The sequence below is a fragment of the Bowmanella pacifica genome (genome assembly GCF_014645355.1).
Classification (GTDB): domain Bacteria; phylum Pseudomonadota; class Gammaproteobacteria; order Enterobacterales; family Alteromonadaceae; genus Bowmanella; species Bowmanella pacifica.
Map to the genome: position 1 here is coordinate 1,118,150 of NZ_BMLS01000001.1, position 14,008 is coordinate 1,132,157.

Genomic DNA, 14,008 nt, shown 5'->3' on the forward strand with positions numbered 1-14,008 from the left:
TAAAAGGGCTGAGCTAATCAGCCCTTTTTGTTTTGCAGATAATGCTGTCTATCGGGCCACGAAACACCAGCCCTTCAAGTTCCGGCAAGCTGGTTTGCTGTACCACAAACACCATTTGGCCAGCATCATCCTTCCCATATTCAGCAGTAGCTTGCCTGACAAAAGTTAACACTCTCTCGTTATCCGCCGTAAACAAGTCGAGCTGGCAACTTTGCTCATCAATTTGCCATCGCCCGCGCAAACTGAAGCGAGAGTCCCGTTGATAGTCTGACAAATTCTGCGCTGATTTTTGCACTGCCCCCCTTAGCGGGTGCAATCTATGCAGGCTAAACACCTGCCAGGGCACAAAACGGGACGCCTCGCTGCTTGGATCTTCATAACCCAGTTCAAGATTTAGCTGATAACCAACCTCAGGCGATAAGGCAAGCCAATGCTCGGCTTTTATTGCCTGCTCAGCTAGCACCGGGCCAGGAAGTTCGGGCCCTGGTAGGTAGCGAAAACCACAGCCAGTCAGTGCCAACGTCATGACAAGAGCCACTATACGCAAAACTTCCATACCTCCCATTCCAAGGGCCGACGCAATTTCAAGCCATGCCGAACATCCTATACTGCCTCTTCACACCAGACTGGTACAAGCTTATATATTTAAGCCAACCACCTATTGGCTTGCCCTAAGTTCCTCAATAATTTGCGCACTGACCCAGTAAATATCCACATTTGCATTTTCGTCATCCATACCGCGATTAAACAGTATATATTTACCATCCGGCGTCACGCTGGCGTAGGCGTCCCACTTATCGGAATTAACCTTGTCGCCCATATTAATAGCCCGGCCCCAGCTACCATCTTGTTCGCGGAAACTGATATACAAGTCGGAGTCACCGTATCCGCCCTCACGCTCGCTGTCCCAGATAAGATAACTTTCATCGGCGGCGATAAAAGGGTGCGCAGTCCACTTACCGCTGTTGATTTGTGGCCCCATTGGGATAGGTTCCTGTCGTTGGCCGTTTTGAATGGCGGAGATACGGATCACTTCATTTTTATAGTCATCGAACACATAAGTGCCCTTGGCTGACGACGACAAACGCATAATGCCCCATTCCTCACGCTCGAACATGGGGCCTAAACTTCTGCGCTCTGACCACCCGCCATCAATACGCGCCTTATAGCCTTCAGCCATATGCATAACCTTACCGTCGGGTGAGAAGGATACTTCGCCGTCCCGGGTAAATTCGACAAATTTGCGCCAAACATGCTGTTGCTGGCGAAACCCAATCACGCTTGGACGGGTACGTTTGCCCCCTCTGATGGTGAAGTAAAACTCCTGCATACCAGGGGCAAAGACCCCTTCCAACTCCCAACCTTGTCTGGAGATAATGCCGGGCGCAAAAGGTTCTGCCACCATACCCGGCGGCGTCTGGCCCATATAAGGGCCCTCAAGAACTGGGAATTCTTCCTGGCTATAGGCCGGACAGATCATGGCCAAGCCAGAAAAAAGCAGCAAAAGAATACTAAGACGGTACATACTATTCACCTTTCTGTTGCAGTTTGGCCAGCCAGCTAATGGCCAGCACGGCCGTCATCGGCGAGGCGGTCTGATGGCTGCCATCCGGCACTTTGTGGGTGAGTGACAAGCTCTTGTCGTTTTTGCTGTGCAGAAGCTGGATCAGGCTGTCCACATGCTGACCGAGTTGTTGCTCTTCGCTGCCATAGCTAACAAATACATTGGCGTTAAAGGAGGTTGGAGTAGCGGGCAGGGCTTGGATTTGTGCCATTCGCCGCACAGAAGGGCTACCAAGCATATAGTTCTTAAAGGTATCGGGCTGCGACAGCAACACATAGGTGCCAAATAAGCCGCCCAGTGAATAGCCAAAATAGCTGCGATTGGCAGGTTCGGTTCGGTAGTGTTTTTCCACATAGGGAATCACGTCGTTACGGATAAAGTCCAGATACTGAGATGCCTGGCCAAACTGATACTTAGCCTGGCTCTGTGGGTTACTGGACGGGGCAAAGGAATAGTCCCGGAAGCGACTGGCATGCGCGCCTTCCTCTTCGATTAACTTTGCATCCAGGTCTTTTTGCCAGGAAATACCCACCAAAATGCTGTCTTCCATCTGAAAGAAAGTTAAGGCCGATAGCAGTTCCACATGCCATAAGGCATCAGTGAAGTAGATAACCGGATAAGCCTTGTCGGGATTTTCCGCATAGTTTTCGGGAAGTTTTATCAGCAGCTCATACTGACGCTCTGTGGCGCTGGCTGTAATGGGTATCACCTGAATCTGAGGTAACTCCAGAGGTTTGGCATAGGCGGTTGAACCAACCAAAATCAGTAGTAAGCAGGAAAGTATCCGCAAGTAGGTCGTTTTCATATTTTTTGCCTGTAACAATGGAGTAGGCAGACTAAAACGCGGCGCACAAAATGACCTGACAGGTCGATGAAATCTTGCTGACTTTTTGCTGACGTCAGCCCTCAGTACTACCTAAACACACTTGCTATGGTAGGATGGCACATGCATTTGTTTCTATTCATGTTTTTCAGGCAATTTCGGCAATGACCAAAGCGTATTGGGTAGGCAAGTTTCTGGTGGATTTGTCCAGAAACCAGATCAGCCACAACCAAAATATTCAAACCTTACCGCCCAAAGCATTACAGGTACTCACTTACCTGGCACAGAACAGTGGCCGGGTGGTGAGTCACGACGAACTACTGAACCAGGTGTGGGCCAATACTGTCGTCACCCCCAATACCTTACAGCGCAGTATCGCCCAGTTAAGGAAAGCCTTTGGTGAAACCAGCCATGCGTCAGCGCTGATAAAAACCCATGCCAAACAAGGTTACAGCCTGGAAGCCGAGGTACGCTGGTCAGCCGAGGAGAATATTGAAGCTGTTGCTGATTGCCAGGGGCAGCTATCTGAAGCAATCCCGGTTTCGCCCCTAGAAGCTACCACCCAAGCTATCCCCCAGCCCGAGATAACGCCGTCAAAACCTAAGGCAAGGCCAAAGCATAACAAGTGGTGGTGGTTTTCTGCGCTGGCTGCATTATTGCTCCTTGCCGTTGGCGTATTGCCCTTTGTACAACAGCAGGCTGAATTTCAGCTTGAAGACCTGCGCTATCTGACCGCCACCGACGATAAGGAATACGGCGCCAGATATTCCCCGGACGGCCAATATATTCTCTTTCACCGTTATTATGAGAAGGTTTGCACTAATCATATCTGGGCGAAAAATGCCGACACCATGCAGGAAGTGCAGCTTACCGCGCAGCGCGGCACTTACTCGGGTTATAACCTGTCTGCCGACGGTAAAAACCTGCTATTTGTACAAGAACAGGATTGCATTGACCCGGTTAACCAGCCCAGCTGCTTTAAGCTGATGAGCCTGGATTTTCAGGCGGCGCTAAGAGAGCCTCAGCAGGCCAAAGAATTACTGGATTGCCAGCATTCGGCGATTAGAAATCCGCTCTGGATAGACGAGCAGCATATTGCCCTGATGCAACGCGAGGATCGCAACTGGCGGCTGGTACGTTACTCCCTGGCCGATCACAGCAGTACCACGCTGTTTGAAAGCAAGGATAGCATTATGCTTGGCCTGGCCTGGTCAGCCAAACGCCAATTGTTTGCTGTCACCTCAGTAAAAAGTAGCGGTGGACAACGGCTCGACCTGCTGCTTGCCGATGGCACAGTGAAATCCAGCCACGACATCGTCTTTCCACCTGGGGCACCACGTTACAACAAGCTACTTCCCGAGTTTATGCCAGACAGCGAGGGGCTGCTTCTCACCTATAGGGGACAACTTTCTACCTTGTCTGAACAAGGCCAGATCCAGGAGCTGAATTTAGCGCTGGACGCCAATATTGGCAGCCCGGCATTTCATCCTGACGGCAATCGCCTGCTGGTTGTGTCCGGCCGTTATGACAGTGATGTCGCCAGGCTGGCGATTCCAGACCAAGCCCAAATTGATGAGCAAACACAGGACCTAGACGCCAGGGTGTTTGAGCGTTCAATCAACCTTGAAGATAAGGCTAAGTTTCGGCCCAATGGTCAGGGTATTGCGTTTGTGTCAAAACGCACCGGCAGCGAGCAAGTCTGGTTGCTGGAAAATCACGACGCCGCGCTGATAAGCAATTTTGCCAAAGGTACTATGCTCAGCAACTTGCTGTGGGGCAAAGACGGTCAGCAGCTGTTAGTGCAGGCGGATATGAGTCTCTACCTCTTATCGATGGATAAACAGCAGCGCCAGCTTGATTTTCCTCACCCCGTATTGGGGTTATATAACTGGAACCAAGATACCCAACAGCTCATTGCCAGAGTTTTGCTTAACGATATCAGTCGCTTAGTCAGCATTGATATGCATAGCATGGCGTTCCAGCAACTTAACAATAAACAGGTATTTTGGGCTGCCCAAAGCCCAAATGGCACACTGGTTTTTATGGATCATCTGCGCCAGTTTTGGCAACGCGGCAGCATTGAAGACAAACGGATTAATGCCCTGAATGATCAGGGCTCAAGCAAAGGCTTCGTAATGACCGACGAGCAGCTTTATGGCATCAACAAAAACAACCAGCTATGGTCCTATCATCTGCAATCCGGTGCCTTTAAAGTGCTGGGCAATGTTTCCCCGGATATCGAGTTACTAACAGATATTCAAGACAATGAGATACTGGCAACCCTACTAGTTGGAGAACGGCATGAGATTCTGGAGCTGACATTTAGCGATTGATACACAGCCATAACCTTAAGTGCCACATAAAAAACGCCGCAATTGCGGCGTTTTTCAGTTCTGTGTCTGGACTTATTCCATATAGCCTTCAGGCAAGGCCTCAAAAGGCGATACACCGGTATCAATAGCCGCCTGAGCAACCGCTTTGGCCACACGCTGGCACAAACGCGGATCCATGGGTTTGGGAATAATATACTGACGGCCAAATTTCAGTTCTTTCACATCCGCGGCTTTCAGCACAGATTCCGGAACAGGCTCACGGGCAATACTGCGAATGGCTTCCACCGCCGCCACTTTCATCTCATCATTAATGGTGGAAGCGCGCACATCCAATGCCCCACGGAAGATAAAGGGGAAGCACAGCACGTTGTTCACCTGATTCGGGTAATCAGAACGGCCAGTAGCCATAATCAGATCATCACGAGCGCCATGAGCCAATTCAGGCTTAATTTCAGGATCAGGGTTTGAACAAGCGAACACCACCGGATTGGGCGCCATCAGTTTTAACGCCTCTGGCGGCAGTACGTCTGGACCGGATACACCAACGAATACATCAGCATCCTGCATCACATCTTCCAGGGTGCGTTTATCGGTATTATTGGCAAACAATTGCTTATGCGGAGTCAGGTCATCACGACGAGTATGAATTACGCCTTTTCTGTCCAGCATGTAGATGCGCTCACGCTGGGCGCCGCACTTAATCAGTAACTCCATACAGGCCACTGCGGCTGCACCGGCTCCCATGCAAATGATAGTCACATCATGGATATGCTTACCTTGCACTTCCAGCGCATTAAGCATGCCTGCGGCCGTTACAATAGCAGTACCGTGTTGATCATCATGGAATACAGGTACGCGACAACGCTTAATCAATTCCTGTTCAATCTCAAAACACTCAGGTGCCTTGATATCTTCCAGGTTAATACCACCGAAGGTATCGGCAATATTGGCGACAGTATTGATAAATTCATCGGTGGTACGATGCTTCACTTCAATATCGATCGCATCCAGGCCAGCAAAACGTTTAAACAATAAGGCCTTACCTTCCATTACGGGCTTTGAAGCCAGGGGACCTAAATTCCCCAAGCCCAAAATAGCGGTACCGTTAGAAATAACCGCTACCAGGTTACCTTTAGCTGTGTACTTGTATGCATTGTCCGGGTCTGCTGCAATTTCCTTGACCGGTTCAGCCACACCTGGGCTGTAAGCTAGGGCCAGATCGCCGACACTTTCGGCGGGCTTAGTCAGTTCAATACTGATTTTTCCGGGGACGGGGCTGGCATGATAATCCAGTGCTCTTTGACGAAAGTCAGACATAGTTGCCTCTGAGTGAATCTGTATGGGTACAAGTAAGGAATATTATTATTATCAATCCCTGAACGCTGGCAGGAACGGGTGTGGAATCTATCACAACACCGGTATACAACATATCAGATCAGAGCGCGATTCGGCATAACCAAATCTATCTAGGGCATGTCTATCTTTTATATGCAACGCGACTTTCGTCTGTGTTATTAGAGAGACAGGATAATGGGCAACAAAAAAGGCGCCATCTGGCGCCTTCTCTTGCAATCTGCTGGACTTACTTCTTGCCCAATACGCCGAAACGCTTGTTGAAGCGATCTACACGGCCACCAGTATCAACGTTACGCTGTTTACCAGTGTAGAAAGGGTGACACTCTGAACATACGTCCAGGTTGATGTCTTTTTTCAGAGTAGAACGAATTGCAATTTTGTTTCCGCAAGAGCAGCTTGCAGTAATTTCCTGATACTCAGGATGGATACCTTGTTTCATGGGATTACCTCATCACAGGCCGTATCGCCACCCGATCCAAGATATCTGTTCTTGATCGGAACCATACGTTATTTACAAAAATGGCGGCTTGCCGCCGGGAGGCGCGCATATTAATGTATCCCCTCTGACGGTTCAAGCTTTTGTTCATTTTGTCACCATATTAACCGCCCTAATACCGAAACGGATATGACCCTAGGATTTGCCGAAATAGCCCTGCCCGTCCCCATGCGAGGCCACTTTGATTACCAGTTACCCGAGGGTTTACAGCCCCAAACCGGCGCCAGGGTATTAGTGCCGTTTGGACGCCGACAGATGGTCGGCATTGTGATCCGCTGTAAGTCGCATAGCAACATGCCTGCCGACAAGCTGCGGGCGGTAGAACAGTTATTAGACGACGAACCTGTTGTCAGTCCGCGCTTTTTGGACTGGCTGAACTGGGCCAGCCAATATTATCAGCACCCTATCGGTGACATTCTGTCTACTGCTTTGCCAGTCAACCTGCGCAAAGGCTTAGCACAGGGGGCCCCGCAAAAAGCCTGGCAGCTAACCGACAGTGGGCAGCAATATGATCCGCAGGATTTAAAACGCGCCGCCAAACAGCAAGCCTTATTAATGGCATTGCAATCCGGGCCGCAGCTGCATCAGTTTTTGTCGGAGCAATATTCGGCGGCTATTTTTCGTAGCCTGGAAGAAAAGGGGCTAATCGAAACCACTCATCTGGCCGTCGAAGCAGACCTAAACTGGCCACAGCGTATCAACCTTGCTGAGCATCCCAGACCAAACCTGGAACAATCCTTAGCCATCAGCGCCATTGCCCATCAAAACCATAGCTTCCGCTGTTTTCTGCTGGAGGGGGTAACAGGCTCGGGCAAAACCGAGGTGTATTTGCAAGCCATAGAGCCGTTGCTCAGACAAGGTAAGCAAGTACTGATTCTGGTGCCCGAAATCGGTCTGACCCCGCAAACCGTGCGCCGTTTTCAACTAAGGTTTGGTCTGGATGTGGGAATCTTGCACTCTGGGTTAACCGATAATGAACGTATGCAGGTATGGCGACAGGCCAGAAGTGGTGAACTAGGCATCATCATCGGCACTCGTTCGGCGATATTCACGCCTATGAAAAACCCCGGCATGCTGATTGTGGATGAAGAACACGACGGCTCTTACAAGCAGCAGGATGGTTGGCGTTATCATGCCCGGGATATGGCCGTGGTCAGGGCCAGATTGGAGAATATTCCCTTACTGCTGGGCAGTGCTACCCCTTCGCTGGAAAGCTTGAACAATGCCTTGACGGATAAATACCAGCATCTGTTGCTACGTAAGCGTGCAGGTCAGGCCAAGCCGGTGCAGCACCAGTTGTTGGATCTTAAGGGACAACAGCTTGAATATGGCTTGGCACTGGGCATGCGTCAGCGTATCCAGGCGCACCTGCAACAAGGCAATCAGGTGATGCTGTTTATTAACCGGCGTGGCTATGCACCAGCGCTGATCTGCCATCAGTGCGGCTTTGTTGAAGAATGTCGACGCTGTGACCGCAGCTATACCCTGCATCGCGGGATGAATAAGCTGCAGTGTCATCACTGCGGTGATGCCAAGCACATTCCCCATCGCTGTCAGCAATGCGGTGCATCGTCCATGCAACCCGTGGGATTAGGTACAGAACAGCTGGAACAAGGCATAGCCAGCCTGTTTCCCGGTTATCCCGCAGCACGTATAGACAGTGACTCGGCGCGGGGTAAACAAAAGCTCCACCAGCTACTCGAAGAGATCAACCAGGGCAACTATCAGTTGCTTATCGGCACACAGATTCTGGCCAAAGGTCACCACTTTCCTAATGTCTCTTTGGTGGTAATCCTGGATGTCGACGGGGCGCTGTTCAGTGCCGATTACCGGGCCGCGGAAAAGCTGGCGCAACTTATTACTCAGGTGGCCGGTCGTGCCGGCAGAGCACATATTCAAGGAGAGCTGTGGTTACAGACCCACCATCCATCCCATCCCTTGCTACAGGACTTGCTGAATAACGGCTATCAACATTTTGCCCGTCTGGCGTTGAAAGAACGGCGCTTCGCAGCCTTACCGCCTTTTAGTTATCAGGCCTTATTCCGCGCCGAATCTAACCACGCCGCGCAGGCCCATGATTTTCTCTTGCAGGTGCGCCAGCTACTCAACACCGGTCCTGATATGGCGGCCATTGGCCCCATCCCGGCCTTAATGGAAAAACGCCAGGGTCGCTACCGCATGCAATTATTGCTGCAGTCCAACCAACGAACAGGTATTCAGCAACAGCTCAACCGTTTAATGGCCCATATCGAAAAATTGCCCTTGGCTAATAAGGTTCGCTGGTCGCTGGATATGGATCCTCAGGACTTCACTTGATTTGCTTGTGTGCAGACAACAGGTAGAATCTGCCTAACGGGGCAGATCTTCCAACCATATTCTTATTAAAACAGCAGTGCACTGTCCCGCTGCATTTTATGGGTTTACGCTAACAAATGGCACATAAAGACTACGTTTCCCGCGGCAGAGCAAATAAAGCGCCGCCCCCAAAGCCCCCTTTACCTTGGTTACGAATCGTAATCACCTTAGCGCTATTTGCCGGCTTTGGTTATTTTTTATGGAACATTAACGGCAGTGCCAAACAGGAGAAGGCTGCCCACCCAGTTCAGATTAAAGAGCAGGAGCCCAAAGAAGCGCTGCCTAAGCCTCCGGAAGAAGAGTGGGAGTTTATAGAAGTGCTGCCGAATCAAACGGTGGAGGTTGAGGTACCTGTTGAAGAGGACGACGGAATTCGCTGGTTAGTGCAATGCGGCTCATTTCGTCAACAGCAACAAGCCGAAGAGATGCGGGCTAAAATTGCTTTCGCCGGTTTAGAATCTCAGGTAAGACCCAGTGATGGGGCAAAAGGCCGCTGGTACAGAGTACTTCTGGGTCCTTTTGATCGTAAACGTGAGGCGGAGAAAAGCCGTCATGCCATTCGCCGTACCGGTATTACCACCTGCCAGATTTGGCAATGGAACTTAGATTAATCCCCTTGCCAATGGAGCGCCCATGACACAGCAAATTCAAATCAGTCAGACCGGCGGACCGGATGTTATGCAACTGGTGAACCAGGATCCCGGCGCCCCCGGCCCGGGCGAAGTTCGTCTGCGCCAGCACGCCATAGGTTTGAATTACATTGATGTGTATTTTCGCACAGGCCTGTATCCACAGTCGTTACCCGGCGGCTTAGGGTTAGAAGGTGCTGGCGAGATTGAAGCAGTTGGCGAGGGCGTCGAATTTCTCAAACCAGGCGATAGGGTGGCTTATGCTGGTGGGCCTACCGGCGCCTATGCTCAAATCAGAGTCATGCCGGCGGCACCGCTGGTGAAAATCCCCGATGACATCAATTTTGAAACCGCCGCAGCCATCATGCTCAAGGGCCTGACGGTACAATATCTGCTGCGCCGCACCTTCCGAGTACAAACAGGGCAAACCATTCTATTTCATGCTGCTGCAGGTGGCGTGGGGCTGCTTGCCTGTCAATGGGCCAATGCCCTTGGTGTGCGTATGATAGGTACGGTGGGGGATGCGCATAAATCTGAGCTGGCTAAAGCCAACGGCTGTGCCGAAGTAATCAATTACAATAAGGAATCCTTTGTCGACCGGGTCAGAGAGCTGACCAATGGCGAAGGCGTGCCTGTGGTATACGACAGCGTGGGCAAAAGTACCTTCCAGGACTCCCTCGACTGCTTGTCACCTTTAGGCATGATGGTGTCTTTTGGCAATGCCTCAGGCGCCGTACCAGAGTTTGCATTAAGTGAGCTGACCCGACGCGGGTCTTTGTTTATCACTCGTCCCCGACTATTTGACTATGTAGCCAAACGTCAGGATCTGGAAAGCATGAGCCAGGAATTATTCGCCATGGTGCAGCAGGGTAAACTACAACCCCTGATCGGCCAGCGCTACGCCTTAGCAGACGCAGCTCAAGCACATAAAGATCTGGAAGCCAGGAAACTGACCGGCTCAGCGATATTGCTGCCCTGACAGTGGGGCAGCTAATCCGTTTACACCCTGAACTGACTGACCAATCTCGACAACCCCTGACTCAGATCTGTCAGGGCCTGGGCAGCCTGATCACAGTCTTCAATTCCCCTCGCCGTCTGCTGAACCAGGCCATTGATATTATGGACGTTTTTATCCACTTCCAGAGCAACAGCACTTTGTTCTTCAGCGGCGGTCGCTATTTGCGAGTTCATCTCTGAGATCAAGCCAATGGCGTGGTTAATCTGATCCAGCGCGTCCTTCACCTCATCAGACAAACTAACCGTGCTGTTAGCCTGCTCCAGGCTCTGTTGCACCGAGCTGGTCATCTTATCGGTGTCTTGCTGAAGATTATTGATAATCACCGCAATTTCACGGGTGGAATCCTGAGTCTGCTGGGCCAGAGTGCGCACTTCATCCGCCACCACAGAGAATCCCCGACCTTGTTCACCGGCGCGCGCTGCCTCTATGGCGGCATTCAAGGCCAGTAAGTTGGTTTGATCCGCAATATTGTTAATAATTCCCAGCGCTTTGCTGATATCAACAACCGCCGCCGCCAGGGCTTTTGCCACTTCAGCACTTTGCTGCACGTTCAAACTCAGTTGCTGAATACTGCCCCGGGAGCGCTCAACCACCTGATTGCCCTGATTGGTCAACTGCTCGGCCTGCAAGGCGGAATGATTGGCCTGTTCTGCATTGCCTGCCACCTGTGAAACCGCCGCACTCATTTCGGTAATGGCCGTAGCCACCTGGTCGGTTTCCATTAACTGCTGCTGACTCTCAGTGCGGATCTCTTCCGTAGCCCCGGTTAATTGACGGGCAGAGTCGGCCAATGAGGTGGCTGAATCTGCCACTTCCTTCACCAAGTCACGAATCTTACCCACAAACTGATTGAAATAGTCCGACAGCCTGGATAACTCATCCTGGCCTTCTACGGTGAGATTAACGGTCAGGTCCCCCTTACCCTGGGCAATGTCCTTCATGGCCCCCACCACGCTGTTCAAAGGAGTTAACACACTGCGGGAAACCAGATAAATCAGCGCTGCCAGCAACACGACGATGACCAGCGCCATCTCCAGCATTTTAATCGCGGCAGACCAGAAGGTATCCGCAACATCATCAATGTAAATGCCGGTACCAACTATCCAGCCCCAGGGCTGATAGAGCTTTACAAAGGTAATTTTAGGCACAGGCTCAGACTGCCCCGGTTTAGGCCAGTTGTACTGTACTGTGTGAGTGCCATCGTCACGCACGCCCTCTACCATATCGCGAAATAAGCGATTGCCTTCCTTGTCTTCGAAGCCATCAACACTGGTGCCATCCAGGTCAGGACGAAAGGGATGCATCAGCATGGTCGCTTCACGATCAATGACAAAATAATAGTCATCGTCCTTGTAACGCATGCCCTTTAAGATTCCTAAGGCCATACGTTGCGCTTCCTCCATAGTGATTTCGCCGTTTTCCGCCCTGGCACGGTAGTTGTCCAACATGCCCTCAATGGACTCCGCCAAGAACCGGGTGGTCAGACGCTTTTCTTCCAGAATAGTGCTGTTCAATCCACTTAATATCAGCAAACACAAGGCCAGCTGCCCCACTATGGCAACCACCAAAATACTCCATAGACGCTGACGAATGCTCAAACGATTCAACATGCATAGCCCCTCTTGCAGAGCGCGCCGACGGAGTTTGACGGTGTCGGCATGTTCTTATTAAGTTAGTAGAAACAAGAGCATAGCCGCTTTTTATAAAGCTTGCGCAGTACTACAACTAAAGACTAATTATTTTTTACTTCACGCTGGATAAGCGTCAGTACCCGATCTGGAAAATCACTGATCAAGCCATCTACCTGATAGGTCTTAAATCTTGCCATCTTGTCAGGATCATTGATGGTCCAGACCTGAATCCTGACACCCCGTTGATGCAAAGCCTTCACCAGAGAGGGAGAAACAACCCGGATTCCGGCCCAATACTCGGGTACTTGCACAGCCTGTCCACGCACAGGGAACAGATGTGACAGACCAATCTTCTCCAACAACACATACCAGGTTATCTCGCTTTTGGTCATCGCGGTCGCCACAGTAGGACAACCACGCCGAAATGCCAGCAAGGCGCTGGTATGAAAAGACGTTACCAGCACCTTGTCCTGCATTTGATAGTTTTGAATAAGATGACACAGCAATTGACTGACCTGGCGATTGTCGGGTTTGATTTCCAACATATAGCGGGCATCAGGCAAGGCGTTGAAGACATCTTTTAACGCAGGGATCTGTACTTGCTGATCACGATAAGGAAATTGCCCTTCCTGCCGATGATGATAGCCCGCATCCAATGCCTGCAACTGGCTCCAGGTCATATCCTGAATACGTCCCTGGCCATTGGTGGTTGAGTCTACGGTGTCGTCATGGCGGGCCACCAATTGTTTGTCCCAACTGGCATGAATATCCATCTCAATGACATCGGCCCCCAATTGCCAGGCATGCAGCGCGGCTTCAAGGGTATTCTTGGGTTTCAGGCCCTGCCCCGCACCATGGGCAATCACTTCAAACCCCTGGCCCTGATAATAAGGATGTGGCGCTATCTGATTAACCATAGGGGCCATAGAGAGTCCCGCCCATACCAGTACAACACCGAATACCCATTGCAGCAAATTGAACATCAGAATCAATTGGTTAAGTAATGAACACCCATCTTACGTCCGGAAAGGATAACCGTGAACCCGGTCAGGCAGTCAAAAGGTCTGCCACACTAATTTTATTCCCATTAGCAATAGCAACCCATGTAACACCCCCATAAAAACCTTATGATTCAAACGCGTGCGTAACCAGATTCCCCATCGGTTACCCAACCAGGTGAGGGGAAAGAACAGCAGGGCCAAACCAACCAAGTGCCAATCCAGCACCCCGTAAAATACAAAGGGAATTAATTTTGCGACATTCATACCGGCATATAGAACAGCGGTTGTCGCCACTAAGGTTGCAGAAGGTAAGGCCAGAGACAACATATGCATCATTAGTGGAGGGCCGCCAGCATGCAGCAGGGTGCTGCTTAACCCCGATGCTGACGCCAAAACAAGCGCAGCTGGACGCGTTGCCAGCCAGGCGCCCTGCAAGCGCCGGCCAAGCAGATAACGCAGTGCAAACAGGCAACTCAGTACACCAATAACAGCTTGCAACCCTAGGGTAGGAAGGTGTCCAAGCAACAGACTGCCCAGCAACAAGCCCACTGCCATTCCTGGCAGTAACATTTTCAGCCGGGTGGCATCCCACTGTCGCCAATAGCTTTTCAAACTGAATATATCGGCCAGCAGCAAAAGCGGTAACATCAACCCCAAGGCTTGCTGAGGTGGCAGCACTAACAAAAGAAGGGGCACAGAGAACACACCCAATGCCCCGGCAAAGCCAGACTTGGAGATCCCGGTCAGTACCACGACCAGCGCAATCACGCCAAGACTGAACGGCTCCAGTTCCATTAGCATG

At 51.0% G+C, this 14,008-nt stretch carries 12 protein-coding genes; 4 read left to right on the top strand and 8 right to left on the bottom strand.

Features of this window, described 5'->3' with window-relative positions; genetic code table 11:
* Positions 1–13 precede the first annotated feature (13 nt).
* The 3 genes from IEX02_RS04560 to IEX02_RS04570 form a co-directional block, all read right to left on the bottom strand.
* Positions 14–556 (bottom strand): hypothetical protein, encoded by a 543-nt coding sequence (locus tag IEX02_RS04560; protein WP_188690893.1) that lies wholly within the window; start codon positions 554–556, stop codon positions 14–16.
* Between the two features lie 102 nt (positions 557–658).
* On the bottom strand, positions 659–1,525 hold the full coding sequence (locus tag IEX02_RS04565) for a TolB-like translocation protein (protein ID WP_188690896.1): 867 nt from the start codon (positions 1,523–1,525) through the stop codon (positions 659–661).
* 1 nt (position 1,526) lies between these two features.
* The gene (locus IEX02_RS04570) at positions 1,527–2,369 is read right to left on the bottom strand and encodes an alpha/beta hydrolase (RefSeq protein ID WP_188690899.1); all 843 of its coding nucleotides are present in this window, start codon (positions 2,367–2,369) and stop codon (positions 1,527–1,529) included.
* A 182-nt stretch (positions 2,370–2,551) separates the two neighbouring features.
* On the opposite strand from IEX02_RS04570, the gene IEX02_RS04575 reads away from it, so the two are divergent.
* Entirely contained in the window at positions 2,552–4,720 is a 2,169-nt protein-coding gene (locus IEX02_RS04575) for a winged helix-turn-helix domain-containing protein (protein ID WP_188690901.1), read from the top strand.
* Positions 4,721–4,792: 72 nt separating this feature from the next.
* On the opposite strand, the gene IEX02_RS04580 is transcribed toward IEX02_RS04575, so the two are convergent.
* The gene (locus IEX02_RS04580) at positions 4,793–6,037 is read right to left on the bottom strand and encodes a malic enzyme-like NAD(P)-binding protein (protein WP_188690904.1); all 1,245 of its coding nucleotides are present in this window, start codon (positions 6,035–6,037) and stop codon (positions 4,793–4,795) included.
* A gap of 265 nt (positions 6,038–6,302) precedes the next feature.
* Positions 6,303–6,515, bottom strand: coding sequence for a 50S ribosomal protein L31 (gene rpmE, locus IEX02_RS04585; protein WP_188690907.1), 213 nt, complete (start codon positions 6,513–6,515; stop codon positions 6,303–6,305).
* Between the two features lie 186 nt (positions 6,516–6,701).
* On the opposite strand from rpmE, the gene priA reads away from it, so the two are divergent.
* The 3 genes from priA to IEX02_RS04600 all read left to right on the top strand — a co-directional run bounded on the left by priA (position 6,702) and on the right by IEX02_RS04600 (position 10,535).
* Positions 6,702–8,888, top strand: coding sequence for a primosomal protein N' (gene priA, locus IEX02_RS04590; RefSeq protein ID WP_188690910.1), 2,187 nt, complete (start codon positions 6,702–6,704; stop codon positions 8,886–8,888).
* A gap of 116 nt (positions 8,889–9,004) precedes the next feature.
* A complete protein-coding gene (locus tag IEX02_RS04595; RefSeq protein WP_188690913.1) occupies positions 9,005–9,538 on the top strand; it encodes an SPOR domain-containing protein in 534 nt (177 codons plus the stop codon).
* 22 nt (positions 9,539–9,560) lie between these two features.
* A complete protein-coding gene (locus tag IEX02_RS04600) occupies positions 9,561–10,535 on the top strand; it encodes a quinone oxidoreductase family protein (RefSeq protein WP_188690917.1) in 975 nt (324 codons plus the stop codon).
* Between the two features lie 20 nt (positions 10,536–10,555).
* On the opposite strand, the gene IEX02_RS04605 is transcribed toward IEX02_RS04600, so the two are convergent.
* From IEX02_RS04605 to IEX02_RS04615, 3 genes are all read right to left on the bottom strand, one after another.
* On the bottom strand, positions 10,556–12,184 hold the full coding sequence (locus IEX02_RS04605) for a methyl-accepting chemotaxis protein (protein ID WP_188690919.1): 1,629 nt from the start codon (positions 12,182–12,184) through the stop codon (positions 10,556–10,558).
* Between the two features lie 122 nt (positions 12,185–12,306).
* The gene (locus IEX02_RS04610) at positions 12,307–13,188 is read right to left on the bottom strand and encodes a glycerophosphodiester phosphodiesterase family protein (RefSeq protein WP_188690923.1); all 882 of its coding nucleotides are present in this window, start codon (positions 13,186–13,188) and stop codon (positions 12,307–12,309) included.
* A 72-nt stretch (positions 13,189–13,260) separates the two neighbouring features.
* Entirely contained in the window at positions 13,261–14,007 is a 747-nt protein-coding gene (locus IEX02_RS04615; RefSeq protein ID WP_229702053.1) for a sulfite exporter TauE/SafE family protein, read from the bottom strand.
* Position 14,008: the final 1 nt, after the last annotated feature.